Annotated in this window: 20 protein-coding genes and 5 pseudogenes; 20 read left to right on the plus strand and 5 right to left on the minus strand. The window is 42.2% G+C overall.

The window, feature by feature from the left end; translation table 11 throughout:
- Window positions 1-16 precede the first annotated feature (16 nt).
- From RE628_RS13480 to RE628_RS13490, 3 genes and pseudogenes are all read left to right on the plus strand, one after another.
- Window positions 17-1495 (plus strand): aminotransferase-like domain-containing protein, encoded by a 1479-nt coding sequence (locus tag RE628_RS13480; RefSeq protein ID WP_309159140.1) that lies wholly within the window; start codon window positions 17-19, stop codon window positions 1493-1495.
- A gap of 28 nt (window positions 1496-1523) precedes the next feature.
- Window positions 1524-2444, plus strand: a pseudogene (locus tag RE628_RS13485) (D-alanine--D-alanine ligase); the annotation flags it as partial.
- Window positions 2445-2453: 9 nt separating this feature from the next.
- Window positions 2454-3637 (plus strand): annotated as a pseudogene (locus RE628_RS13490) (aminotransferase class I/II-fold pyridoxal phosphate-dependent enzyme).
- 69 nt (window positions 3638-3706) lie between these two features.
- On the opposite strand, the pseudogene RE628_RS13495 reads toward RE628_RS13490, so the two are convergent.
- From RE628_RS13495 to RE628_RS13505, 3 genes and pseudogenes are all read right to left on the minus strand, one after another.
- Window positions 3707-5952: pseudogene (locus tag RE628_RS13495) on the minus strand (ATP-binding cassette domain-containing protein).
- A gap of 98 nt (window positions 5953-6050) precedes the next feature.
- The gene (locus tag RE628_RS13500) at window positions 6051-6380 is read right to left on the minus strand and encodes an ArsR/SmtB family transcription factor (protein ID WP_309159462.1); all 330 of its coding nucleotides are present in this window, start codon (window positions 6378-6380) and stop codon (window positions 6051-6053) included.
- A gap of 157 nt (window positions 6381-6537) precedes the next feature.
- A complete protein-coding gene (locus RE628_RS13505; protein ID WP_309159141.1) occupies window positions 6538-7155 on the minus strand; it encodes a TetR/AcrR family transcriptional regulator in 618 nt (205 codons plus the stop codon).
- Between the two features lie 178 nt (window positions 7156-7333).
- On the opposite strand from RE628_RS13505, the pseudogene RE628_RS13510 reads away from it, so the two are divergent.
- The 16 genes and pseudogenes from RE628_RS13510 to RE628_RS13585 all read left to right on the plus strand — a co-directional run bounded on the left by RE628_RS13510 (window position 7334) and on the right by RE628_RS13585 (window position 22314).
- Window positions 7334-8526 (plus strand): annotated as a pseudogene (locus tag RE628_RS13510) (YhgE/Pip domain-containing protein).
- Window positions 8527-8650: 124 nt separating this feature from the next.
- Window positions 8651-8974 carry an ArsR/SmtB family transcription factor gene (locus RE628_RS13515; protein WP_309159142.1) on the plus strand — a complete coding sequence of 108 codons (324 nt, stop codon included), beginning with the start codon at window positions 8651-8653 and terminating at the stop codon, window positions 8972-8974.
- Window positions 8975-9066: 92 nt separating this feature from the next.
- Window positions 9067-10068 carry an NADP-dependent oxidoreductase gene (locus RE628_RS13520; protein WP_309159143.1) on the plus strand — a complete coding sequence of 334 codons (1002 nt, stop codon included), beginning with the start codon at window positions 9067-9069 and terminating at the stop codon, window positions 10066-10068.
- Window positions 10069-10172: 104 nt separating this feature from the next.
- On the plus strand, window positions 10173-10277 hold the full coding sequence (locus RE628_RS13525; RefSeq protein ID WP_309159144.1) for a DUF6254 family protein: 105 nt from the start codon (window positions 10173-10175) through the stop codon (window positions 10275-10277).
- An 88-nt stretch (window positions 10278-10365) separates the two neighbouring features.
- Window positions 10366-11580 (plus strand): macrolide family glycosyltransferase, encoded by a 1215-nt coding sequence (locus RE628_RS13530; protein ID WP_309159145.1) that lies wholly within the window; start codon window positions 10366-10368, stop codon window positions 11578-11580.
- A gap of 2 nt (window positions 11581-11582) precedes the next feature.
- Window positions 11583-12245, plus strand: coding sequence for an oxidoreductase (locus RE628_RS13535; RefSeq protein WP_309159146.1), 663 nt, complete (start codon window positions 11583-11585; stop codon window positions 12243-12245).
- Between the two features lie 217 nt (window positions 12246-12462).
- Window positions 12463-13302, plus strand: a complete 840-nt coding sequence (locus RE628_RS13540; protein ID WP_309159147.1) for a PRD domain-containing protein — start codon at window positions 12463-12465, stop codon at window positions 13300-13302.
- A 122-nt stretch (window positions 13303-13424) separates the two neighbouring features.
- The gene (locus RE628_RS13545; protein WP_309159148.1) at window positions 13425-14870 is read left to right on the plus strand and encodes a glycoside hydrolase family 1 protein; all 1446 of its coding nucleotides are present in this window, start codon (window positions 13425-13427) and stop codon (window positions 14868-14870) included.
- A 17-nt stretch (window positions 14871-14887) separates the two neighbouring features.
- Window positions 14888-16824: pseudogene (locus tag RE628_RS13550) on the plus strand (beta-glucoside-specific PTS transporter subunit IIABC).
- 157 nt (window positions 16825-16981) lie between these two features.
- Window positions 16982-17794: a DeoR/GlpR family DNA-binding transcription regulator gene (locus RE628_RS13555; RefSeq protein WP_309159149.1), complete on the plus strand. Its 813-nt coding sequence runs from the start codon at window positions 16982-16984 to the stop codon at window positions 17792-17794.
- Entirely contained in the window at window positions 17791-18612 is an 822-nt protein-coding gene (locus RE628_RS13560) for a Cof-type HAD-IIB family hydrolase (protein ID WP_309159150.1), read from the plus strand. The genes RE628_RS13555 and RE628_RS13560 overlap by 4 nt, the downstream gene beginning before the upstream one ends.
- A 278-nt stretch (window positions 18613-18890) precedes the next feature.
- On the plus strand, window positions 18891-19457 hold the full coding sequence (locus RE628_RS13565) for a dihydrofolate reductase family protein (protein ID WP_309159151.1): 567 nt from the start codon (window positions 18891-18893) through the stop codon (window positions 19455-19457).
- Between the two features lie 34 nt (window positions 19458-19491).
- Window positions 19492-20313, plus strand: a complete 822-nt coding sequence (locus RE628_RS13570; protein WP_309159152.1) for an alpha/beta fold hydrolase — start codon at window positions 19492-19494, stop codon at window positions 20311-20313.
- Between the two features lie 63 nt (window positions 20314-20376).
- On the plus strand, window positions 20377-20811 hold the full coding sequence (locus RE628_RS13575) for a YciI family protein (protein WP_309159153.1): 435 nt from the start codon (window positions 20377-20379) through the stop codon (window positions 20809-20811).
- On the plus strand, window positions 20808-22079 hold the full coding sequence (locus tag RE628_RS13580) for an RNA polymerase sigma factor (protein WP_309159154.1): 1272 nt from the start codon (window positions 20808-20810) through the stop codon (window positions 22077-22079). Before RE628_RS13575 ends, RE628_RS13580 begins: the two co-directional genes overlap by 4 nt.
- Before the next feature lie 100 nt (window positions 22080-22179).
- Window positions 22180-22314 (plus strand): YjcZ family sporulation protein, encoded by a 135-nt coding sequence (locus RE628_RS13585; RefSeq protein ID WP_309159155.1) that lies wholly within the window; start codon window positions 22180-22182, stop codon window positions 22312-22314.
- 138 nt (window positions 22315-22452) lie between these two features.
- Here the strand turns inward: RE628_RS13585 and RE628_RS13590 are convergent, their stop codons facing one another.
- Both RE628_RS13590 and gntK read right to left on the minus strand, forming a co-directional pair.
- The gene (locus tag RE628_RS13590; RefSeq protein ID WP_309159156.1) at window positions 22453-23799 is read right to left on the minus strand and encodes a GntP family permease; all 1347 of its coding nucleotides are present in this window, start codon (window positions 23797-23799) and stop codon (window positions 22453-22455) included.
- A gap of 34 nt (window positions 23800-23833) precedes the next feature.
- The gene (gntK, locus tag RE628_RS13595) at window positions 23834-25366 is read right to left on the minus strand and encodes a gluconokinase (RefSeq protein ID WP_309159157.1); all 1533 of its coding nucleotides are present in this window, start codon (window positions 25364-25366) and stop codon (window positions 23834-23836) included.
- Between the two features lie 403 nt (window positions 25367-25769).
- Between gntK and RE628_RS13605 the strand changes: the two genes are divergently transcribed.
- Complete coding sequence (locus RE628_RS13605) at window positions 25770-26111, plus strand: DUF1801 domain-containing protein (protein WP_309159158.1); 342 nt, start codon at window positions 25770-25772, stop codon at window positions 26109-26111.
- The last annotated feature ends 88 nt before the right edge of the window (window positions 26112-26199 follow it).

Here is a 26199-nt window from a genome sequence, read left to right on the forward strand (position 1 = left end):
AAGGGGGCGATGAAGAATGTTCCAAGATTTCAAACTCGTCGACGATCGTCCGGTCGCGATACAAGTGAAAGAATACGTGAAACGTTTAATTATAAAAGGGGCGCTTCAAGCGGATCAGAAGCTGCCTTCTACACGAGAAATGAGCGGATTGCTCAAGGTGAGCCGCAATACAATCATTGCCGCCTATGAAGGGCTGGAAGATGACGGATATACGTATGCTCTTCCTGGGAAGGGCAGTTATGTAGCTCAATTGGCTGCAGATAGTGGTCAGTCTGTTGCCTCCTCCGCCTGGCAGATAGACTGGAAGGCGAGAATGAACGAGTATGCCGGATCAGCTGTAGAGTTAGATATGATGAAGCAGGGCATCCGCGCTCAAAAAGGAACCATCTCATTTACCAGCATCGCTCCGGATGAGCATTTATTTGATCTCGGAGATGTGAAGCGAGCCTTTATGGATCGGATGGCGATCGAAGGGCAGGTGCTGCTGAACTATGGCTATGCTAAAGGCTATAAGCCGCTGATCGATTATCTGATGCGTTATATGGAGAATAAGGGAGTCGATATCAGCGGCAAAGATATGTTGATTACAAGCGGATTTACAGAAGGATTTGACATTGTGCTGTCGGCACTGCGTCCTTCTGGACGCCGTGGAGCGGCCCTTTGCGAGAATCCGACCCACCATACTGCAATCAAAAATATGAAGCTGCAGGGATTTGAAATTACCGGCATCCCGATGGAACGAGACGGTATAGATGTGGAGTTGCTTGAGGCGGAATTAGAGAAAAAGGCACATCACTTCGATCTAGCTTATCTAACGCCTTCCTATCACAATCCTACAGGAATAGTCATGTCAGCGGCGAAGCGCAACGCTGTTGTGAGATTGATGATGCGTTATCAGATTCCGGTGATTGAGGATGGATTCAATGAGGAACTACGCTATTCAGGATCGCATATCGCGCCTCTAATTGCGACTGCAGGCCAGGGGAATGGAGTCATATATATCGGTAGCTTCTCCAAGGTGCTGTTCCCTGGGCTAAGGGTAGGCTGGGTGCTTGCAGACAGGGCACTGATCGACAATCTGGAGAGCATTAAGCGTGCGCGTACGATTCATACATCAACAATCGATCAATCGATTTTGTATCAATATTTGCTCAATGGCAATTTCGATAAATATGTTAAAAAAGCACGCACGGAGTATAAACGCAAATACGAGCTAACGAAGGCATGTTGTGAAGCGCATCTTCCTGAGGCGCAGCTATCGGGCGACGGGGGCCTACATCTGTTTCTTACCCTCCCGCCAACTGTTGATACACGTCAACTGTTAGATGCTTGTACAAAACAGGGTGTTATTTTTACACCGGGAGACCGGTTCTTCATTCAAGAAGGCGAAGGGACGAATACATTGCGACTTGGGTTCTCACGGGTTACGGCTGAGAATATCGAGCGGGGGATTCAATTGATCGGCGAGCAGGTACGCCAAATTCTTAAGGCATAACGATAAATACAACAAATGAGGTGTCATGATGAAGATAGGTGTAATTATGGGCGGTATTTCTTCTGAACGTGAGGTGTCACTACGGACAGGTGAAGAGATAATTCATCATTTGGATCGAAGTCGTTATGAGGTAGTTCCTATTATCATTGATCAGCGAGCGGATTTAATCACTCAGGTTCAACAGACCAACATAGATCTTGCATTTTTAGCGTTGCATGGCCAATTTGGTGAGGATGGCACGGTGCAGGGAGCGCTGGAGACACTGGGTATCCCGTACACGGGAAGCGGTGTTCTGGCTAGTAGCTTATGTATGAATAAGCAATTGTCGAAGATGCTGCTTAAGGCAGCGGGAGTGAGTACGCCTGTAGGTCTTTGTTGGCAGGGAATGGACGAATATGATCCACAGGCGGTAGAACAGTTGGGTTACCCGGTTATTGTGAAGCCGAATACGGGAGGATCCAGTATTGGTATCCAGCTTGTGCATAATGAAACTGAACTGCTTGCAGCAGTTCAGGAGGCTTGTACTTTAGATCAGACCATATTGATTGAGCCCTATATTCAAGGGATGGAGATAACTTGTTCCATCGTTGATGGAGAGGTGCTACCTATTATTGGCATTCGCTCCGCTCATTCAGCATGGTTCGACTACACGGCAAAATATGAGGTTGGTGGCGCTGAGGAAAAAGTGATTGAGTTTCCTCCCGCGATCCAGCAGCGTGTGCGTGAGGCGGCGATTGCCACCTATCGGCAGCTACAGTGCAAAGTCTATGCCAGGATCGATATGATTTTGTGTGAGGATATCCCTTACGTGCTAGAAGTCAACTCTTTACCTGGAATGACCTCGGGCAGCCTGCTTCCGAAGAGCGCAGCGGCAGCAGGTATGAGCTTTTCACAGCTATTGGATCGGATCATTGACAGTTCGCTCCGCGAGCGGAGACAAGAATGGGGATGCTGCAGTATGTTTAGTGATAAGGGTGCTGGGAGATTTTTGTCTTCAAATGTACAGAATATTAAGCCATCGGGTATCCGTGCTTTCTTTGATCTGAATGCAGCAGCCGGAGATACGATTGGCCTTGGAGTTGGAGAGCCGGATTTTGTGACACCAGAACGAGTTCGTGAAACTTGTATTCAGGCTTTGCGTGATGGGAAAACCAAATATACCTCTAACGCTGGCTTGATGGAGCTGCGGGAGGAGATAACGAGTTATTTGAATCGTAGCTTTGCACTTTCCTATGACCCTAATCATGAAATCTTCGTCACGGTCGGGAGTAGTGAAGCTGTCGACCTGGCGCTACGGACCGTTCTTGATCAGGGGGATGAAGTGCTGATTCCGGCACCAAGCTATGTTGCCTATGAACCGATTACTCATCTGCATGGGGGAAGATTGTCGAAGTGATGACAACTCCAGAGGAGCGGTTCAAGTTGACCCCGCAAGCATTGCAAGCGGCGATTACGCCTCATTCTAAGGTTTTGATGCTCAATTATCCGTGTAATCCGACCGGATCAGTGATGACAGAGCAGGATTGGCAGCCGATAGCTGAGCTTCTTATTAAGCATAATTTGGTTGTTATTTCAGATGAAGTATATGCTGAGCTGACTTTCGGAAGAAAGCATGTCAGTATTGCCTCATTGCCAGGCATGAAGGAGCGAACGATCGTCATTAGTGGCTTTTCTAAAGCTTTTGCGATGACAGGTTGGAGAGTAGGTTATGCATGTGGTCCGCGTGAGTTAATAGCCGGCATGTTGAAAATCCACCAGTACACGGCGATGTGTGCTCCTACCATAGCACAGATCGCGGCGCTTGAATCATTGCGTCATGGTCTGGCTGCCAAGGACGAAATGATGGCAAGCTACAATGAACGCCGTAAGTTGTTTGTGGGTGGGTTGAATACTATAGGATTAACTTGTCATGAGCCTGAGGGGACTTTCTATGCTTTTCCTTCCATTTCTTCTACTGGAATGACATCTGAACAATTTGCTCTGTGGTTGTTGAAGGAGGCGAAGGTGGCAGTTGTACCTGGTCATGTGTTCGGGTCCGGTGGAGAGGGCTTTATCCGCTGTTCGTATGCAACTTCACTTGTCGATTTGGAGAAGGCCCTGGAGAGAATGGCGAGGTTCGTACAGATCACGCAGGCGGTATAATGGCTGAATATACAAACAGATCACTAAATGGACTTGAGTCCATAAAGTGATCTGTTTTTTGAGGTAGGGCTACATAATATATTTGCTTGTAAGTGACTGCTTTGCGCTTATGAGTTGTTTGGGTGTGCCCTCAAATACGACTTGTCCGCCATTGCTGCCACCTTCAGGACCCATATCAATGATCCAGTCTGCGTTTCTTATGACATTTAGGTTATGTTCAATGACTATTACCGTATTTCCGGCATCTACAAGACGATTCATGATAGCCAGAAGATGAGTAATATCCGACATATGCAGTCCAGTCGTTGGCTCGTCCATTACGTAAATGCTTCCCTTTTTGTGCAGTTCACTGGCCAGCTTGATGCGTTGGCACTCACCACCAGACAGTGAGCTAAGAGGTTGGCCAAGTGTCAGATAATCGAGTCCGACGTCACTCATGGCCTGTAGCTTCCGTACAACTTCTTTGATCTCAAAGAAATCGAGGGCTTCTTGAACGGTCATCGCCAGTACATCAGCGATCGACTTACCGTTCAGTTTGTAGCCCAATACTTCTTCTTTGAAGCGTTTGCCACCACACACTTCGCAAGGTGTCTTCACGGTTTCCAAAAAGGCCAATTCAGTATAAACCACACCAAGACCTTGGCAGTTGTCGCAGGCTCCCTTGGAATTGAAGCTGAACAATCCAGCATTCACTTTGTTGGCTGAGGCAAAGGCTTTACGTACATCATCCATGATACCGGTGTATGTAGCCGGATTTGAACGAGTAGAGGTACCAACAAATGTCTGGTCGATCACAATCGCATCCGAATGCTGCTGTAAGAACACTTCGTTAATTAATGTGCTCTTACCGGAACCAGCCACTCCTGTTACTACGGTTAATACACCGGTTGGAATATCTACACTTACATTGTTCAGGTTGTGAAGACTCGCATCTACGATGGATAATTTACCGGAAGGTGTACGGAAATGCTCCTTGATCGGCATCGAATGTTTCAAATGATTACCTGTAAGAGTATCCGCCTCCAGCAAGCCGGAATAGCTTCCTTCGAAGACAATGGTCCCGCCACGGCTACCAGCGAATGGACCGATATCGACGATATGATCGGCTACTTGGATCACATCAGGGTCATGTTCAACAACAATCACCGTATTGCCTTTGTCGCGAAGCTTCTGCAGTAATTCATTGAGACGATGCACATCTCGGGGATGTAGTCCAACACTTGGCTCGTCAAAGATATAGACGACATTGACGAAGCTGCCACTCAGATGCTTGACCATTTTAACCCGTTGAGACTCTCCGCCGGATAAGGTGTCGGTCTCACGGTCGAGGCTTAGGTACTCCAGTCCAATATCAATCAGGTGCTGCAATCTTTCGGTTAATGCTTTTACCATAGGGGCTGCAACCGGATCATTGATTCCTCGTATGATCTCAATCAGCTGACTTGCCTCCATGGAAGAGAGTTCAGCAATATTGCGGCCGTTGATTTTACAGCTAAGTGCTGCCTGGCTGAGGCGAGTGCCGCGACATAGCAGGCAAGGACCATCGGTGATATAGGGCTCGACCTTCTTCTGCGTTCGTTCCGACATTGCTTTAATATCCCGCTTGATATACTTGTTAGTGAACTTTTCGATGAATCCTTCCACCGTAATATTCACGGTCTTTCCACCGAACTGTGTAGCCACTTTCTTCGCCTTCCCGTACAGCAGTTCTTCTAGCTCCTCGTTCGAATAATCACTCAGCTTCTTATCGAGATCATAGGATCCCGACTGAACGATCATTGTAAAATCGAAGCTGCCCACAGTATAGTCTGGCAGTAGAATGGCCCCTTCAGTTAATGAGAGTGACATATCCAATGCCTTACTCATATCTACGCACCGACTGCGACCCGTTCCATTACATTCAGTACACATGCCATGTGGATCATTGAACGAGAACATATGCCCTTCGCCTACATAGGGCTGACCGATCCGTGAGAATAGAAGGCGGAGAATAGGGGAGATATCGGTAATCGTGCCTAAGGTTGAATGTGCGCCCCCGCCTAAGCGTTTCTGGTCAACGACAACTGCCATACTTAGATTTTCAATCGCATCGGCTTCTGGCTGCGGAATACGTGGTAGAAAGTTTCGGACGAACATGCTGAAGTTTTCGTTCAATAGGCGCTGGGACTCGGCTGCGATGGTATCGAATACGATCGACGATTTTCCGGAACCCGATACACCAGTAAAAATGGTAATTTTACGCTTAGGAATGCGCAAAGATACGTCTTTAAGATTGTTCTCCCGGCACCGCGGATTTCTATATATTCTTGGGACATAATTTTTTTCCACCTTCAAGTCCTTGAGTATTGGAAAATTCCATTCCACCATTCGGATGGTTGATGACGGAACTGAAAATCCATTGATAATGCTAAACTCATTCTTCTTCATCCTCTAAAAGTTGGCTCAACCGTATCATATTTGTATTCCAGTACTTGCTGTAGAAAGCTACCCAATCCTGAACTTCTCTTAGAGGAGTGGCGTTGAGTCTAAATCGTGTTTCTCTGCCGACTTTGCGGTCATGAACCAGATCAGCCTCTTTCAGAATGGTCAAGTGCTTGGATATCGCGGTGCGTCCCATTTGAAACTGTGATGTTATTTCATGAAGTGGTATCTCATCCGCCTCTGCCAACAGATGAATGAGTTCCCGTCTGGTTGGATCTGCAATTGCGCTAAATACATCCCTGAATTGATATTTCTCATTCATATTCACATGACTCTCTCCTAATTATTATTGCCAGGGACAGCCGCTAATTTCACCACGCTTTCCAAATGACTTCATCATATTAGACACCATTTAGTGTCGGTTTGATTATATGTGACCATTTGGTGTCATGTCAACGAGTGGAATGAAGATCGACTATTTATTTCTTCTTCAACCCAGCTGCAAATAAAGGACCTTCTAGCGTAATAGTCGATAGTATAGTTGCCATTTCTTGAGGAGTTTCTTTCCTGTCACCTAGCAGCCATTGCTGAATTACTCCCATATGAGCCGATGAGATATATGAAACTAAATATTCAGCAGGAACAAGCATATTAAGTTTATTTAAGGGCCCATTTTTACTATCAAATAGATTTTTCCACATAAATTCTTTTAGTTTTGTTAGGAAATTTATATCTCCTTTAGGGCCTAATACAGCCTTCAAAAAGTCCCTATTTGTATCTAGATACTCAAATATTAAAACAGCAACACTAAAGGGTTTTGATGCCAGGAAATTAATGCCTGGATCCTCAAACTGATCAGGCAGGTTCTTTTGCACAATGTCAGCCATTTCGTGCATGAGATCCTCTTGACACTTGGTCATTAAATCAAATTTATCTTGATAATGTGTATAAAAGGTCCCACGGTTGATTCTTGCTCTCGTGGTGATGTCTTTTACCGTGATGGCCTCAAAACCATTGTCTTCGATTAATTCCACTAATGCATTTCGGATCGATTCTTTTGTTCGAATGACGCGTAAATCGGTATTCATTTCTCTCAAGTGAACTCCTCCTTGAATTTTATTTTCAACACATCCACTAACAATGTCGGATAAACGACACAACTATGAATTGTGATTATTGCAAAGGAAATTATCTAAAATTATAATCATAACATCGATAAATAAACAACATGTTGTTCATTATTATAACAAAAAAAGAGGAGTGGAATACATGAAAATTTTAAAAAATAAGCTATTGTGGTTATCGCCTATCGCAGCGTTGGCAATCATATTTATTTTTTCACTAACCTTATTTCCATCGGTTCAACCACAACCCAAAAATTTGCCTATCGCTATCGTCAATGAAGATGAAGGTGTGAAGATGCCTGATCAACCTGAGATGAATATGGGGAATACGTTGGTTGAAATGATACGGAAAAGTTCGGAACCATCTGCAGATCAAGAACCTGCTGTGAAATGGATGGAAGTAAAAAGCACAGACGAAGTGCAAAAGGGTTTAGATAATCAAGAGTACTACGCTGCGCTAGTTATTCCTAAAGACTTTAGCGCCAAGCAAGCGTCGCTGCGAACACCAGACCCATCCTCGCCTGAGGTTCAAATTTTCATCAATCAGGGGATGAATACTGCAGCATCTACTATGGCAGGACAAATGTTGAATGGAATCGTTGATAACATGAATAATAGTGTTCGTACTCAGCTGCTGGAAGGATTTAAAGCTCAAGGGGCAACTTTAACCACTGAACAGGCTTCCAGTCTAGTTACGCCAATATCTAAAAAGACTATAAATGTACATGAAATCGGAACGAACACGGCAAATGGAAATGTACCCGTTTCCTTATTCCAACCCCTTTGGATGGGAAGTATAGCGAGTGCTGTAATTATCTTCTTTGCCTTTAAAAATACTCAGGTTCGCTCTAAAAAAGAGAAGCTTATGCTGAAAATTACACAGATTATCACGGGTGCCATTGCCGCTCTTGTCATTGGATTTGGGCTAACCTGGATTGCAGAGGGAATGGTAGGGTTCCATATTCCGCAATTTATGGATACGGCATTATTTTTAACGATTACTTCCCTTAGCTTCTTCCTGATGATTTCAGCGGTACTATCGTTGTTAGGAATAAAGAGTATGGTGGTCTTTGTTCTAATGCTCTTCTTCGGGCGCCACTGCTTGCACTTGCTCCTGAAATGATGTCTTCATTTTATCGTGATTGGATCTATTCCTGGTTACCAATGCGATATATGGTAGAGGGTCTTCGTGAAATATTCTTCTTCGGTAAAGGCTTAACCTGGAATACTCCTCTTTCTGTTCTCATCTGGATCGGGGTAGGGGGGATCATTATATTACTTGGATCTTCACTAAAACTGAGCTCAACCAAAGGACAAAACGCAGTACAGGGATTAGAAAGATAAAGGTTACAACATAACAAATTCGGAGCATCCGTTGGTGGTGGAAAGACGGGTGCTCTGGACATGTTAGGTTTTCACGGTTATAATTATGATTAATTGATTAAACGAATGAACGGAGATAGATTGTATGAGTGATCAAGACGAGCGTGTACTACAACAATTTAAAATGTGCATTCCATTGCTGGAAGTGTTAACCGATGCAAACCGTCAAGCCATCATTATGCTGCTTGCACAACACAAATCGGGTCTGAATGTCAATACGATAGCTGAACATATCAATTTGTCCAGACCGGCTGTCTCTCATCATTTGAAGGTGTTGAAGCAGGCTGGTTATATTGATTCCGAGAAAAAAGGCGTAGAAAATTACTATATGTTGACGATCAGCAAACCGCTTGAACAAATCAAATCATTAATTTCAGTCGTCGAAGCCCAGTGCAGCAGCTCTAAGTAAGCAACAAAAGAATTGCTGGAAATGGACAAACGATTTTTTTGTTCTTTTAGTCGAATTGTTTAAACCTATAATCCAAATAGGAGTGATATTAAATGAAAGCTATGATCATTGAGAAATACGGGAAGGTAACTCCATTAATCATGACAGAGCAACCCATGCCGGACATGGGAGAACATGATGTATTAGTGGAAATCCACGCAGCTAGCTTAAATCCGATCGACTATAAAATAAAGGAAGGTAAAGTGAAGTTCTTGTTGACCTACAAGTTTCCATTAATACTAGGAAATGATTTCTCCGGTGTTGTGGTGAAGGTCGGTGATCGGGTCACTGCATTTAAACCTGGAGATGAAGTTTACGGAAGACCGCGCAAAAGTCGGATAGGCACATTAGCTGAATATATTGCAGTACATGAAGAAGATATTTCGTTAAAACCGCACAATCTCAGCTTTGTAGAGGCAGCATCCATACCACTCGTCGGACTTACGACTTATCAAGCCTTTACTGATATTATGAATCTTCAAAAAGGCCAAAAAATTCTGATTCATGCAGGAGCAGGAGGCGTTGGCACCTTTGCCATTCAATTGGCCAAATTAATGGGATTATATGTCGCAACAACGGCTAGCGATAAAGGCTATGAATTAGTCAAATCGCTCGGTGCTGACCTGATCATTAATTATAGAAAAGAGAATTTTGAAGAATTGCTTACAGGATATGACGCCGTCTTTGATACATTAGGAGGAGAGGCTTTGGAAAAATCATTCCAGATCCTGAAGCCTGGCGGACAAATCGTATCCATCTCCGGTATGCCGAACGCAAGATTCGGTAAAGATCAACAATTGGGTTGGATGAAGACAATTGTTCTGTCCATCGTAAGCCGGAAGATTACAGCGCTTGAGAGGAAGAGCTACTCGAAGTATCATTACCTTTTTATGAAGCCAAGTGGAGCTCAATTGAAGATAATAAAAGAATTTATTGAAGCAGGCCATATTATACCGATTATCGATAAAGTTTATACTTTTGAAAATACCGGGCAAGCATTTCAGTATCTGGAAGAAGGACGCGCCAAAGGAAAGGTAGTCGTTCAAATGAAATGATCCAATTGAGTTGTAGAAAAACTGCCGGTTGAATGAACATGATCCAGGTATGGCAACCTAAGGAAGTGGTATACATCTCATTTTCCAGAGGAGGATATCTGTTTATGGCTCACCAGAAAAGAAGGAAAGAAGCTGCCTGGAAGTCTCGAAAGCAAGAACACCATCCTCATGGTAAAATCAAATCATTCAAGGAATTGTCCAGCGAATAACGAGAAGTATACTTCATGCAAGACAAAGACTGTCGGATTTCTCCGGCAGTCTTTTTATGCAATAATGAATCTAAAGGAGCGATTGAGAATGGCGCGTGTGTTATTCATTAATGGTGGTTCAGAGGGACACATCAACCCAACGATTAGAGTTGTTAAGGAGCTTATTTCACGTGGTGAAGAGGTCGTATACTTCTGTATAGAAGCTTTCCGGGAACGGATTGAGAAGATGGGAGCTACTGTAAGAACCTTTGACGATCAGAAATTTATAAAGGCCTTTATCTCAGGCGGTAGAAATTATTTACTCGAGCGAATCAACGGTTTATTACTTACTGCCGATATTGTTATACCAAGTGTTCTTGAACAGATCGAGGGAGAGCATTTTGACTATATCATTCATGATTCCATGTTTGGCTGTGGACGATTAATAGCTCAAATCCTTAAGCTTCCGGCAATCAATTCATGTACTACTTTTGCGCAAACTGAAGCATCTGTCGAAAAGATACTGGAGCAGTTTTATGATGAAGTTCCTTCAGAAATCGTTAGACTGATACAAGATAAATATCAAAGTCTAACGGAATTAGTGAAGGCAAAATATGATGTGGATATCAAGTCTCCCTTCGAATTGTATTGTAATCCTGCACCACTTACGATCGTATATACCACTCGGGAGTTCCAACCTGAGGCGGGAACATTTGACCTGTCTTATAAATTTGTAGGACCATCCATCTCGGCACGAATTACTCATGAGAGCTTCGACTATACAGCGATTAAGGAGAATAGTCCTATCTACATATCACTGGGTACTGTCTTTAACCAAGCGGTGGATTTCTACAAGCTCTGTTTTGAGGCTTTCGAGAACACGGATTATACGATTGTCATGTCTGTAGGGGATAGAGTCCAGATATCTGACTTAGGGGATATTCCTAGAAATTTCATCGTACAAAATTATGTCCCGCAAACGGATGTACTTCAATACGCGAAGTTATTTATTACCCATGGCGGAATGAATAGTGCCCATGAAGGTCTCTATTATGGCATTCCGCTTATTGTCCTCCCGCAAAGTGCGGATCAACCAATCATCGCTGAGCAAGTCGCGCGCACTGGTGCTGGCATAACATTACAAATGCAATTCATAACGGCGGATCAACTCCGTGAAGCTGCAGATCATGTGCTGAGTCGTGCATCCTTCAAGAAGGCTGCCATAAGTATGAAGGATTCCTTGCGAGCATCAGGAGGTTATCAGCAGGCGGTGGATGAGATTTTCAACTTTAAAAGTGATTTTAAAAAAGGATGGAATAGCTAATTATGAAGACTACACGTTCTGCATTAGTTGTGGGAGCGACGGGGTTGGTTGGAATCGACCTGGTGAAATTGCTTTGTAACAGTGAAAAGTATGATTTGGTGAAAATAATCGTTAGACGCCCAGTTGAGTACTCGCATCCTAAGCTAGAGGTACATATCTGTGATTTTGATAAGCTCACTTCACAGGATATTGGAGAGGTGCAGGATGTATTCTGCTGCATGGGTACCACCATCAAAAAAGCGGGATCTCGTGAAGCCTTTAAAAAGGTTGATTTTGAGTATCCACGTACGATTGCCGCTTTGGCTAAAAAGCAAGGGGCAGAACATTTCATCATCATTACAGCGATGGGGGCGAATGAGAAATCATTATCCCATTATGGCCGAGTAAAAGGGCAGATTGAAAAGGAATTAATTGCGATGGATTTCCTTCGATTGTCGATCCTCCGGCCCTCACTTTTAACAGGAAGTCGAAGTGAATTCCGGTTAGGGGAACGAATAGGGGCATTGGTTCTTAAAGTAATAAACCCTATTTTCGTTGGAACGATGAGAAAATATCGTTCAATTTCTGGACAACAAGTCGCATACGCCATGAAATCTATAGCGCTAAGCAGAAATGAGCAGAAAGTGACTATCTATCCATCTGATGAAATTGCCAAGATCAAATAAGGTTATGGTTAACCACTTTGTGGAGGATTGACTTATCCTTTTATTTTGTTTATAATTAGAGTGTAAAAATTAAATAACTGGATTGTTACTGGTAAAGCAGGCAATACCTTAAAACAGATAATATAGAGAAATTTTTCTATATGATTGTTTTTTGGATTGTGTGCTTTTTTGATTTTACTCGTTTTTTTTGTATTATGTATGAACGGGGGTGATGCTAGTGAGGGTTGCTAAAAAATTTAATAACAATGTCATAATGTCGCTTAACGAAAACAAACAAGAAGTTATTTTGATTGGCTGTGGTCTTGGTTTTGGAGTGAGCAAAGGGGATCCAATTAATAAAAGTAAAATTGAAAAGACTTTTGTCTTAGATAAAAACTACAATCGGGAAGCAGCTTTTGATTTATTAGCTGATATCCCTAAAGAACATCTTGATTTAATTAAAAATATTATTGAACTTGCTGAGAGTTTGCTTGAGGTTCAATTAAATGATTATATCTATTTGTCACTTTCAGATCATTTATTGTACGCATTTAAGCGCCATGAAGCAGGAACGGATATTAGTAATCCTTTATTGAATGAGATTAAAGCCGTTTACCCTAAGGAATATGAGGCAGCATTGCGAGCGTTGGAACTGATTTTCGAGGCAACAGGAGCCAGGCTGGCAAAGGATGAGGCAGGTTTTATTACCTTGCACTTTGTAAATGCTCAACAAGGACAAGTTACAATTAATGAAACCATGAAGATTCCTAAAATGATCAAAGAAATTTTACAAATTGTAGAATTTCATTTTTCTACCCAATTGGAAGCGTCGTCAATTTTTTATGATCGGTTTATTACTCACTTGAAATACTTCATTAAACGAAGCATTGATGCTCAGAATGAGGAAGATAATCCCCAAACTCTCACCATGTTGAAGTCTTTAAGGAAGAATACGCCTCAGGTATATAAATGTGTTGAGAAGATTTCTGAGTACATGCGAGAGTCACAAGATATAACAATTGGTGATGAAGAAAAATTTTATTTATTCGTGTATATTTATAAATTAACAACTAAATAATAATCAAAATGGATTGTTACTGCGATGCAGGCGATACCTAGGATGACATAGAGATTTTCTCTATGCCGTTTTAGGTATCTTTTTTATATCAACATTTTTATTTATGAGAGGAGAAAGACAGCATGAACAAAGGTTTTCCACAAGATTTCTTATGGGGAGGGGCTATTGCGGCCAATCAGATTGAAGGAGCTTGGAATGAAGATGGGAAAAGTATCGGCTTGTCAGATTTGTTTATTTATAAACCTGAAGCGGATAACTCTAAACTCCACACGGCGAATATGACTCAAGCTGAAGTTGAATTTGCGGTCAATGATAAAGACGGATACTATCCGAAAAGACATGGCATCGACTTTTATCATACGTATAAAGAAGATTTAAAATTACTAAAAGAAATGGGATTTAAAACACTGCGCTTTTCAATCAACTGGGCTCGGATTTTTCCTAGTGTAGAAGATTATACTCCTAATGAAAAAGGATTAGAATTTTACGATAACTTTATTGATGAGATTATCAAAAATGGCATGGAACCAATCGCAACCATTTTACATTACGAAATCCCCCTGTATATAACAGAGAAATATCAAGGTTGGAAAAATAAATCCGTCATAGATCTGTATGAAAAGTATGGACAAACTCTGTTAGAACGTTATCATGGTAAAGTTAAATACTGGATTGCGATCAATCAAATTAACTTGCTTCATATTGAGCCATTCCTGTCCATAGGGACATGCATTGATACTGTTGACAATTTTGAAGAAGCCAAATACCAAGGCGTCCACAATCAAATCGTGGGGAGTGCCCTGTTGAAGAAGTTTGCCAAAGAACAAGGATATGATGTTCAAATTGGCACGATGCTGGCCGACTTAACGGCTTATCCGGAAAATGCACATCCCGATAATGTACTCTTGGCGATGAAACATAATCGTCTGAATTATTATTATACGGATGTTCAGTTTAGAGGGGCATACCCAGGATATATCACAAGATTTTTTGATGAAAGTGAAATTGATATTAAGATTACTGCAGAGGAAGAAGCATTGCTGAAAGATAACACACTTGATTTCCTAGCGGTTTCTTACTATTTCTCACAAATGGTATCCATGGAGTTGACCAAGGAGCAGCATGTCTCCTATTCCTACAGTTCAGCTAAGAAAAATCCGTTTCTTGAGGTGAGTCCATGGGGATGGGCTATTGATTCCAAAGGCATGTATAATTGCTTATCGCAATACTGGGATCGTTATCAAAAACCGATCTTAATTGCAGAAAATGGATTAGGCATGTATGACAAATTAGTAAATGAAACGGTAAATGATGACTACAGAATTGAGTATATTAAAGATCATTTAATCCAGTTAAAAGAGTGTATTAGAGATGGAATTGAGATTATGGGTTTTTGTGCTTGGGGACCTATAGATTTAGTGAGTGCTTCAACGCAGGAGATGGAAAAACGTTATGGATTTGTTTATGTGGACAAGGATAACTTAGGCCAGGGAACTGGGAAGCGTTATAGAAAGAAGTCCTTCTATTGGTACAAAGGAATTATTGAGACAAATGGAGAAAATCTATAAAAGAGGGGGACATGAAGATGGACTATAAGAAACTATCAAAGGATATTATCCCCTTAGTCGGTGGTAAAGATAATATTAAATTGATCTGGAACTGTTTCACGAGATTACGCTTTAATTTAGTTGATGACACAATACCTCAAATCGAAGAATTGAAAAAATTAGATGGTGTTATTGATATTCAAGTTACGTCCTCGCAATTTCAAATTATTATAGGAAATAACGTCGAGATTGTAGCTGATGAAATTAATCGACTCATTGGTCACGATAAAAAACAATCCACCGAACAACCAGCAGCATCTGAACAATCAACACCTAAAAAAGGCGTGAAAAATAGAGTTAATGGGGTCCTTGAAACCATCTCAGCAATCTTTTCGCCTATACTACCGGCCATTATTGGCGCTGGTATGATGAAAGTTGTATTGGCACTGATTACGCTTACTAAAGTAATGCCAGAAACAAACGGTGTTTTCCAAGTATTTACGATGATCTCAGATTCAGCTTTTTACTTCTTACCATTCTTATTAGCGGTGTCTTCTGCGAGAAAATTCAATGTCAACGAGTTTATAGCATTGTGTCTGGCGGGAGTCCTACTGTATCCGACTTTAATAAATGGTGCGGCTAATGGATTGGAACCCATGAAATTTTGGCTCTTTAATTTGCCGTATTTAAGTTATAGTTCGTCTGTCATTCCCGTTATCTTAGGTGTATGGTTAATGAGCTATATTTATAAAGGCGTCAACAAAATAATGCCACCTATGCTCAAAGCAATTTTAACTTCCCTTGTCGTATTAGTGATCACAGTACCGATTGTGTTAATTGTGATCGCACCGTTAGGCTTTTACATTGGTGAGTATTTATCAAAAGGTTTGATTTGGTTATTCTCAACGGTAGGTCCTTTGGCTGGTTTTCTGCTTGCCGGATTCAATCCGTTTATCGTAATGACAGGAATGCACTATGCCTGCATGCCAGCCGCCATTCAAAGTTTGGCTACGAATGGATTTGATAATTTTTGGTTGCCGTTTGCATTAATCAGTAATATGGCACAAGCAGGAGCAATTTTTGCAGTGTTTGTAAAATCAAAGTCCCCTGAGCAACGTTCGATTACCATGTCGACGGGCTTGTCAGCAATCTTTGGGATTACGGAGCCGGGTATGTATGGGGTTACTATGAAATTGAAGAAGCCGTTATATGCAGCTATGTTAGGAAGTGCTATTGGCGGTTGTGTTGCGGTGTTGCTAAGTGTAAAAACATTTTCATTTGTACCTCCTAGCATTTTTGCATTACCCACTTATATTGCTCCTGATGGGAATATGTCTGGGTTGTGGGCCATTCTAGTAGGCATCATTGTAAGCTTTATTTTAAGCTTCATTTTTACAATGTTCTTTAAATTTGAATCCAATTCAACAAACAACAAAACAAACAACAAAACGAATGAACAAAAGAATGAAATTGAACAAGAAAAGAGCACGAAGTTGAATGTTGATTTGAATGAAGAAGAAGTGGTTGTTAGTCCTTTTGCTGGCAAGGTAATACCTATGAGTCAGGTGCCCGACACGGCATTTTCAGAAGAGCATATGGGTAAAGGGGTGGCCATTGAGCCTGATGAAGGGATCCTAAGGGCGCCTGTAGATGGAGAAATTGCTGTTATCTTTCGGACAAAACATGCGATTGTAATGACCACTGCTCACGGGGCAGAAGTATTAATGCATATTGGTATTAACACGGTGCAACTGAAAGGTGAGCACTTTGAATCCCTTGTACAGGTGGGGATAAAGTGAAAAAAGGTCAGCCGATAGTAAAATTTGATCTTGAAGCTATAAGAGCAAAGGGTTACGCTACTGTAACACCAACTATCGTTACAAATTATAGTGAATTTCCTGAATTTGAAATGGTCAAAACGAGAGAAACGATTAAGATCGGTGATCCGATAATGACCATTAAAGGAGCTATTTGATACTACGCGTATCAATAACTTAATGATTACTAAGAATCTCTCTATTAATTGGGGAGATTCTTTTTAGCTGTTCCAGTTCACCAAACTTCATGTTTTCCATTCCGAAAATTGCTTATAAACGCTTAACAAAACGTGCAGAAATACTTATAATCAAATTATGGAGGTGATCCCTATTTATCAAGAAGAAAGGCTAGTTAAGATTCTTGAAGTGCTTCATAAGGAAAAAATGATATCAAATCAGAGGATATGCGATATGCTTGCTGTTTCCAGAGACACCACGCGACGTGATTTCATTAAATTAGTGGAACAAGGTGCTGCGATTCGAACCCATGGAGGTATTGCACTACCTGAGTTTAATGACAAGATAAAGGCTTATAAAGAAAGAATCACGGCATCTGTTGAAGATAAATCTTTAATAGGAAAACTAGCGGCATCTTATATACAAAAAGGTGACCTATGCTTCTTGGATGTATCTACTACTGTAAAATTTCTATGTAATCACTTGAAAACAAACTGTACAATTTATACTCATTCTCTTGATAATGCAGAAGCATTATCTAACAATAACGAGCTTGATGTGTACCTTTTAGGAGGTAAGTTTAATCACGAGAATCGTTTTTTCTTCGATGTTAATGTGGCTTCTTCATTAAATGATATTTACTTCGATAAGACTTTTCTTGGCGCAGCAGCTATCCGAGAAGATGGTGTCTATTTCTCTAATGTTGAAGATGCGGTCATAAAAGGTTTAGTGGCAAAACGATCAAAAGAGGTTATTTTACTGACTGACTCACAAAAATTCAATCGAGTAAGTTCCTATAAAGGAATTGGTTGGTCTGATATTGACACCATTATCACAAATGAAAATCTCCCAAATAACTTTATAAAACAAGTAGAGGAAAATAAGATTGAAATCAAGTTTATTCATGAAAGTAGGGGAAGCGATGAACACTCCGAGGAGGACTACTCATGACAAAGATAAGGTTAGTTTTCAGTGACATAGACGGTACTTTAATCAATTCTAACCATGTTATTTCCGAGCAAACCAAGCATGCAGTAAAAACAACAACAAACCTAGGTGTACCCTTTGTCCTAGTTTCTGCTAGAATGCCAAGAGGAATTTTGCCGCTCCAAAAGGAATTGGAAATCGACTCTCCGATCATTTGCTACGGCGGTTCATTGGTAATAGATGGTGAAGGTAACACAGTTCTTAGTAAGAGCCTTCCGCAAAAGAATATTAATGGTATTTATGAAATGGTAAAAAGTAAATTCGCAAACATACAAATAAATATCTATAGCCACGATCAATGGATCGTTGAAAATTCTCAAGACGAATGGGTTATACAAGAGCAGCAAATCACAAGAGTCACTCCTGTTCAGTCAGACCTGATATCTTTTATTAACTCAAAGCCCGAAGTACATAAAATCCTCTGTATGGGTCCGAGTGAAGATATTGAAGAGCTTAGGAAAGTCGTAATGACAGACAATTCTGATCTAACGATTTACAAATCAAAAGACACTTATCTAGAAATCATGTCTGGGGAAGCATCAAAATCAAAAGTGATTCAGCAATTAATGAACCATTATGATGTTAAAAGAGAAGAAATTATGGCAATTGGGGATAACTTCAATGATGTTGATATGCTGAAATTCGCAGGACTAGGTATTGCTATGGGGAATGCGCCTGACGAAGTTAAAATATATGCTAACCAGGTGACAAGTAGCAATGATGAAGAAGGGGTAAGTTTGAGTTTAGAAAAAAATGTCATTCGACAAACGCTTGTTATATAACATAAAGTGCCTGCTTTATGAATGATATATGGGGTATATTTATTAGAGCATATCGCTTATGAAGTGATATGCTCTTTTTTCGACTAGATTAATAGACTGGGAAGATGAAGTATATCCCAATTATGTTATTATTGGGATAGAAGTTTAAACAAAAATAATTGAAGAAATTTTTCGGATTCGATGTCGATTTTCCTTTCCGTTATTCGTTGTCTTGATAACAGCAAGCTAAGCAAGCGAATAATCAACCTTTAAGGGACGGAAGGGCGGGGATCATCGTTATGGGGAAAATTATCATGCAGCAATTCATAACATTGGATGGAATTATGCAGGCGCCAGGCGATCCGAAGGAATTCGAATATGGTGGCTGGCAGAAGCCATATGTAGGCGAGGAGCACTTAGAACTGATTGTTGAACAGGCACATGCGGTGGATGCGCTCTTGCTCGGACGCAAAACTTATGAGAGTTTCGCGGCAGCATGGCCGTCAGCGAATGGCATGCGGGGACTGGCAGTTCGGCTGAACCAGATGGCGAAGTTCGTGATGTCGAGAACCTTGAGTCAGGCGGAGTGGAATACTTCGATCATCCATGGTGAGGCAGCCGAAGAAGCAGTGAAGATCAAGCAGCAATTAAGCGGAGATTTGCTTGTCGTTGGCAGCGGCGATCTCGCCCAGACTCTGATGAAGCATCAGCTGATCGATGAATATCGATTATGGGTTCACCCGGTAATCTTAGGTTGTGGTCAACGATTGTTCAGAGAGGGAAATGAGAAAATGCCTATGCACCTCATGGATGTCAAGTCATTGAGATCAGGTGTAGTGATTTATACTTACGAGCTGGAGAGATAATTATCAAAATTTAAATAAAAAGGAGATATGCACGATGTATTCAGTTATTTCAAAAGATGGTACATCCATAGCCTATGATCGAGTGGGTCAAGGACCGCCACTCATTCTGGTAGCGGGAGCATTTAGCTACCGTAAATTCCCCGGACAGGTGCAACTGGCCAATCTATTGTCAGAGCAATTCACTGTCTATAATTACGATCGTCGCGGGCGTGGCGATAGCGGGGATGCATCAATCTACTCGATTGAGCGTGAGATTGAAGATCTTCAGGCGATGATTGATGCAGCGGGTGGATCGGCCTATGTGTGGGGATTGTCATCCGGGGCGATTCTAGCTCTGCAAGCCGCGGCGAGAGGGGCGAATATTATGAAGCTAGCCTTGCATGAACCACCTTTTGTCGTTGATGATGCTGGTCATAAGCCACCGGAGGATTTCGCCAAGCATGTGTCAGTACTTATGGCCTCTAATCAGCGAAGTGAAGCTGTAAAATATTTTATGACCAAGGGAATGGGGGCGCCTTCATTTGTGGTTAGTATGATGCGAGTCATGCCAGGCGTGTGGACCAACCTGATGTCGCTTGCTCATACGCTACCTTATGATGCAGCACTGCTTGATGGTTATATGGATGGCAAGGCACTGCCTCAAAAGTTGTGGGATACCGTCAAGATGCCAACGATTGTCATCGAAGGAACTGAGAGCCCGGTTGCGCTACGTCATGCTGCCAAGGCACTGGCGGACGTACTACCGAATGCTAAGCTGCTGAGTAAAAAGGTCTCGGTCATACGAAAAAGCTCAATACGAAGCAGGTTTCATCTGAGCTCGAAACGTTCTTTAGTAGCAACGCATAAGCACCTTTAACCCCGAAGTTACGTATGGAAGCCCTACAGGTATAAATGAATCAATAGGAGGAGAGATCGACTTATGAGATTTATGATGATTGTGAAAGCAACAACTGACTCTGAGGCAGGAGGCATGCCGAGCCAAGAGCTTATCGATGCGATGCAGAAGTACAATGAGGAACTGGTGAAGGCCGGCGTGCTCTTAGCGGCGGATGGATTAATGCCTAGCTCAAGCGCAGTTCGAATCTCTTATCCGCAGCCCGGAGGCAAACCGAAATTGGTGGATGGCCCGTTTACGGAGACCAAAGAGCTAATAGCCGGATATACGTTGATTGAGGTCAAATCGAAGGAGGAAGCGTTGGAATGGGCACTGCGTATGCCGGATCCGCATGGATTTGGACAAGGGGAGATTGAGCTTAGGCAGGTGTTTGAAATCGAAGAATTGATGGACAATCCTAACACACTATCCAAGGAAGTTACGCTTCGTAGGCAGGTCGAGGAGCAGAAGAAAGCGTGAGTTCATCTCAGACACATCGAACCATTGATGCGATATGGCGGATAGAGTCAGCGAAGCTAATTGCAGGACTGACGCGAATGGTACGAGATGTTGCTCTTGCGGAGGATCTAGCTCAGGATGCGCTGGTCATTGCCCTTGAACGCTGGCCGGAGACCGGTATTCCAGACAACCCAGGGGGATGGCTGATGACGACCGCGAAGCGCCGAGCCATTGATTTTATGCGCAGGAGCAAGCTGCGTAATCAGAAATATGATGAGATTGGTCGCACGGCACCTTTATATACAGAGGATGAAGTAGAACATACTTTGGATGGGGAGATCAGTGATGATCTCCTTCGTCTGATCTTTATGACATGCCATCCGGTACTATCCCAGGATGCTAGAGTAGCTCTAACGCTACGTCTGTTGTGCGGTCTAACTACGGATGAGATTGCACGCTCTTTCTTTGTATCGGAGTCTACGGTCGCTCAGCGGATTGTTCGGGCGAAGAGAATGCTGAGTGCCCAGAAGGTCCCATTTGAAGTGCCTACCGGGGAGGAACTGAATCAGCGTATGGCTGCAGTACTTGAAGTCATCTATTTAATGTTTAATGAAGGGTACTCGGCGACTTCGGGTGAACACTGGGTTCGGCCTTTACTATGTCAGGAAGCGCTAAGGCTGGGACGAATTTTGGCTGAGATCGCACCTTATGAACCGGAAGTGCATGGTCTGGTTGCGTTGATGGAGATTCAAGCATCTCGTCTGAAGACACGGATTAATGTTATGGGAGAACCGATCCTTCTTATGGATCAAAATCGTACGAAGTGGGATCAACTGCTGATTCGCCGTGGTATAACGGTGCTGGAGCGGAGCCGGAAGCTAGGTCGACCGCTCGGCCCTTACGCTCTACAGGCGGCAATATCTGCTTGTCATGCCGAGGCGCGTTCCGCAGCTGAGACGGATTGGATCCGTATCGCGGCTCTTTACGATGCACTTGCCAGGTTAACGCCCTCGCCTATCGTGGAACTGAACTGGGCTGTAGCGATATCGATGGCATTTGGTCCAGCCCTTGCTCTACAGATTGTAGACGAGTTGAATAAAGAACCTTCTTTAAAAGAATACCATTTGCTACCCAGTGTTCGTGCAGATTTGCTTGCAAAACTGGGAAGGTATGATGAAGCACGGTCTGAATTCGAACGCGCTGCATCGATAACCCGGAATACCCGTGAACGTGAGCTCCTTCTTCAAAGGGCAGCCGAATGCGTATCGGCTACATACAAAAATGATTAATAAAAAAATGTATTTCTGTCACGTATAGTGCAGATGCCTACTCCAATCTAAGGGCTAAAGAATATGATGGTGTGAACACGAAAACAAGGAGGGGAAACATATGGGTGGTGTAGTTGGCGGTGTTGGTGAAGGATGCTATGGACCTGGAGTTGGAGGATTGTGGACTTCAACTGGCGCGATCTTGGTTCTGTTCATACTGCTTGTAATTATTACAAGAAGCTTCTGCTTTAACTGATCGCTAGAATGATAAGCTTGTCTTCACAACCTAAGTGAAGTACACCCCTTAGAGTAACCATTGGAGATACCCTTGGTATATCCGATGAATTCTAAGGGGTGTATTTTTGTGAATTATAGAGGTTTTTTAAACTCGCACTTAAATGACTAAGCTTAGTAATAAAATAAATCCTAATCCAGCTACGGAAATAATCGTCTCAAGTAAGGTCCAAGTTGCAAATGTCTCTTTCATGCTCAAACCAAAGTACTCTTTGAACATCCAGAAGCCAGCATCGTTCACATGTGAAGCAATTACACTACCGGCACCGGTTGCAAGCACAACTAGAGCAAGGTTAACATCCGTTTGTCCTAACATTGGAAGTACCAGACCGGTTGTCGTTAAGGCAGCGACCGTAGCAGATCCCAAGGAAATACGCAAGATAGCAGCAATGATCCAGGCAAGCAGGATCGGTGATAATGAAGATCCTTGGAACAATTCGGCTACGTAGTCGCCAACGCCACCGTCAATTAATACTTGCTTGAAGGCACCGCCTCCACCGATAATCAAGAGCATCATACCTATGTTGGAGATTGCGGAAACGCAAGATTCCATCACGTTCTTGATTGGAATTTTTCTTGCCAATCCCATAGTGTAGACAGCTACTAATAGGGATATCAACATGGACACATCTGCATTTCCGATGAATTCGATTCCTTTAAGTAGTGCATTTTCCTTAAATCCGATCGTTTTTTGCATCAAAGTGATGAACGTACCGATAGACATTAAAATTACAGGCAGCAGAGCGGTAAAAACACTAATTCCAAAACCTGGCGTTTCTTCAAGTTTGAATACTTTCTGTTCACCTAGCGAGCGGATATCGCCAGTTTTAGTAAATGCTTGAGGTACAAGCTTTTTAGCTAATTTTGTGAATAAAGGTCCTGCAAGTATTACTGTTGGAACCGCTACAATAAATCCATATAGCAATACATGGCCAAGGTTCGCACCAAGTTCACCAGCAATGGCGGTTGGTCCTGGGTGTGGCGGCAAAAATCCATGCGTTACAGATAATGCAGCACCCATTGGAATACCGAGATATAAGATGGAGACCTTCAATTCTCTTGAAATGGCAAAGATAATCGGAATTAATAACACTAACCCTACCTCAAAAAACAAGGCAATACCAATAATAAACGAGGCAGTCACGACAGCCCATTGAATGTTCTTCTCACCGAATTTGTTAACAAGAGTCATAGCGATACGCTGGGCGCCTCCGGAATCGGAGAGCAACTTTCCTAACATCGCGCCGAGACCAAAAATAAGCGCTAGATGGCCTAGTGTACCTCCTAAACCTGACTCAATGGTCTTTACAATATTATCTAGTGGGATGCCAAGTGCTAATGAAACACCGAATGATACAATAATCAATGATACGAAGGTGTTTAATTTAAAGAACATAATTAATACAAGTAATGCTACTATTCCTATTGCTACAATGACTAATGGCATCGTAATATCCCCTCACTGCTTAGAATTAGTTGTCTTAGATCAAGCTTCTTTGGTAATTGGTGATTCGTGTATATTCATCTTCTAATATTCTTGATAAGCTGATGAACACGGGTAGTAATTGTCTATATTCTTTTACGGCTTCTTCTTGTGGTGTGTGTTTGTAGGTACTACCAATCATTTGCTTAACGATATCAAAAGATTCAATTTGCCCAGTAGCGTAGAGACCTAGTATACATGCTCCTAGACAAGAACTTTCGTAACTTATTGGCACAACGACTTCAGATTCGAAAATATCGGACATTATTTGCCGCCATACTTCAGATCTTGCAAAGCCTCCAGTTGCTTGAATCCGGGTAACGGGGCCATCCATACACTCGGTTAAGGCTAAGAACACAGTGTATAAATTATAAATAACACCTTCTAGAGCAGCCCGAATCATATGCTCTTTCTTATGCGACATGGCCAGACCAAAGAATGAGCCACGCGCCTTAGGATTCCATAGTGGGGCACGTTCGCCTGCGAGATAGGGGTGAAATATTAGTCCGTCTGCTCCTGGTCTTACACGTTCAGCTATCTTGGTTAATACATCGTAGGGATCAATTCCAAGTCTCTTGGCCGTCTCTACTTCGGAAGAAGCAAGCTCATCACGGATCCAACGGAGAACCATTCCTCCATTATTTACAGGTCCACCAATCACCCAATGATTTTCCGTTAAGGCATAACAGAATATTCTTTCTTTCTCATCGGTTTGCGGCTTGTCAATGACGGTCCGAATCGCTCCGCTTGTCCCAATCGTGACAGCAATCTCACCTTTTCCAATTGCGTTCACACCTAGATTTGATAGCACACCATCACTGGCGCCAATGACAAATGGAGTCTGTGGATCGATACCCATCCGCTGCGCTAGAGCCAGATTGCAATTGTTGTATACTTGGGTGGTCGGTACGAGTTCAGATAATTGAGCACGCGTTATGCCAGCGATAGTTAAAGCTTCTTCATCCCAATCTAATGAGGATAAATTCATCATCCCCGTGCACGAGGCGAGGGAGTGATCGATAACATATTGATCGAACAACTTTTTGAAGATATATTCTTTGATTCCGATATATTTTTTAGCTTTAGCCGCGATCTCATGCCGATCATTCACGATCCAGGTAATTTTACTTAACGGAGACATGGGGTGGATGGGGGTTCCTGTCCGTCTGTAAACTTCATGTCCGTTCAATTCCTCTTTAATTTTCTGGGCCCATGCTTCACTGCGATTATCCGCCCAGGTGATGCAAGGTGTTAGTGGCTGATCATTTTCGTCAATCACAATAACACTGTGCATGGCACTGCTAAAGGAAATAAACGATGGTTGTTTATCTGCATGATGTATTGTAATGTTGGAAACCGCTTGCAAAACGGCCTGAAAAATCTCTTCTGGATCTTGCTCCGCTGTGGATATATCAGGTGTATGTAGCGGGTAACCAATATTCTCCGTTTGTATCACTTCACCATGATCGGTGAACAATACTGCTTTGGTGCTTGTGGTGCCAATATCTACGCCTAACATGTAGCTACTCATGATGTTGTTCTACTCCTTTAAAAAAATGATGTTTATTAATTACCCATATCAAGTCGCTATAATTTTCTTTAAATCGAATGTGCATCGACAATAGAACAAAGCTTTCCATAACGGGCTTTAATTTATTCCAAATCATTAAGAGATAGGGTGTGAATGGTACGGACAAAATGGTACCGCTTTCTATATTGCCAGAAATAATACGCATTCTTGAATACGTCATGATCTTACCTTCATTTGTTAATCAAGTATACTTGTATACAAGTATTATACTCTGGATTCATTATTATGCAAGCGTTTTTATTTTGCAAGTATGTCGATTTTCAAGTCTTGAGTTCGTTGTATTTGTAGTGGCCGGATAATCTATGTCCCAAATGTTAAGAAAATGATAAAGGAGCGTACGAGAATGAATCAGGAAGTAACCAATTTTATTGAAGAATTGAAGGAACCTTGGCATAAGGAATTTACCCTCAGACTGCGTGATGTGGTACATCAAGCGATCCCTGATGTGCATGAGCGTATTCAATATAAGAAGCCTCACTTTTTGAAAAATGGGAAATATGCAGCTGCGATCTCTACCTCGAAAGAAGCGGTTAGCTTCACCATTTTTAATTGTTCAGATCTAGAGTTCCCAGAAGGGAAGTTCGACGGTCCACCAGAAAGAAAGACGCTTAAGCTTCGTAAAGGAGATACGGTTGATCCCGAGCAACTGGTGTCATTGGTCAGCAAGGCTTCTAGCTCGCTTTAAATGCAAAGACAGTGCTGTATGATCAATATAGACGGTAATTTGACATATAGATTTTGCTTGCTCAAGTAAAGACTTCACCCCCGAAGCA

The organism is Paenibacillus sp. D2_2 (assembly GCF_031199965.1).
Lineage (GTDB): Bacteria > Bacillota > Bacilli > Paenibacillales > Paenibacillaceae > Fontibacillus.

Coding starts and splice junctions, on each gene's coding strand:
- RE628_RS13480 (WP_309159140.1), top strand. CDS start 17: ATGTTCCAAGATTTCAAACTCGTCGACGATCGTCCGGTCGCGATACAA.
- RE628_RS13500 (WP_309159462.1), bottom strand. CDS start 6,380: ATGAATGAGAAATATCAATTCAGGGATGTATTTAGCGCAATTGCAGAT.
- RE628_RS13515 (WP_309159142.1), top strand. CDS start 8,651: ATGAGTGATCAAGACGAGCGTGTACTACAACAATTTAAAATGTGCATT.
- RE628_RS13520 (WP_309159143.1), top strand. CDS start 9,067: ATGAAAGCTATGATCATTGAGAAATACGGGAAGGTAACTCCATTAATC.
- RE628_RS13525 (WP_309159144.1), top strand. CDS start 10,173: ATGGCTCACCAGAAAAGAAGGAAAGAAGCTGCCTGGAAGTCTCGAAAG.
- RE628_RS13530 (WP_309159145.1), top strand. CDS start 10,366: ATGGCGCGTGTGTTATTCATTAATGGTGGTTCAGAGGGACACATCAAC.
- RE628_RS13535 (WP_309159146.1), top strand. CDS start 11,583: ATGAAGACTACACGTTCTGCATTAGTTGTGGGAGCGACGGGGTTGGTT.
- RE628_RS13545 (WP_309159148.1), top strand. CDS start 13,425: ATGAACAAAGGTTTTCCACAAGATTTCTTATGGGGAGGGGCTATTGCG.
- RE628_RS13555 (WP_309159149.1), top strand. CDS start 16,982: ATGGAGGTGATCCCTATTTATCAAGAAGAAAGGCTAGTTAAGATTCTT.
- RE628_RS13560 (WP_309159150.1), top strand. CDS start 17,791: ATGACAAAGATAAGGTTAGTTTTCAGTGACATAGACGGTACTTTAATC.
- RE628_RS13565 (WP_309159151.1), top strand. CDS start 18,891: ATGGGGAAAATTATCATGCAGCAATTCATAACATTGGATGGAATTATG.
- RE628_RS13570 (WP_309159152.1), top strand. CDS start 19,492: ATGTATTCAGTTATTTCAAAAGATGGTACATCCATAGCCTATGATCGA.
- RE628_RS13575 (WP_309159153.1), top strand. CDS start 20,377: ATGAGATTTATGATGATTGTGAAAGCAACAACTGACTCTGAGGCAGGA.
- RE628_RS13585 (WP_309159155.1), top strand. CDS start 22,180: ATGGGTGGTGTAGTTGGCGGTGTTGGTGAAGGATGCTATGGACCTGGA.
- RE628_RS13590 (WP_309159156.1), bottom strand. CDS start 23,799: ATGCCATTAGTCATTGTAGCAATAGGAATAGTAGCATTACTTGTATTA.
- gntK (WP_309159157.1), bottom strand. CDS start 25,366: ATGAGTAGCTACATGTTAGGCGTAGATATTGGCACCACAAGCACCAAA.
- RE628_RS13605 (WP_309159158.1), top strand. CDS start 25,770: ATGAATCAGGAAGTAACCAATTTTATTGAAGAATTGAAGGAACCTTGG.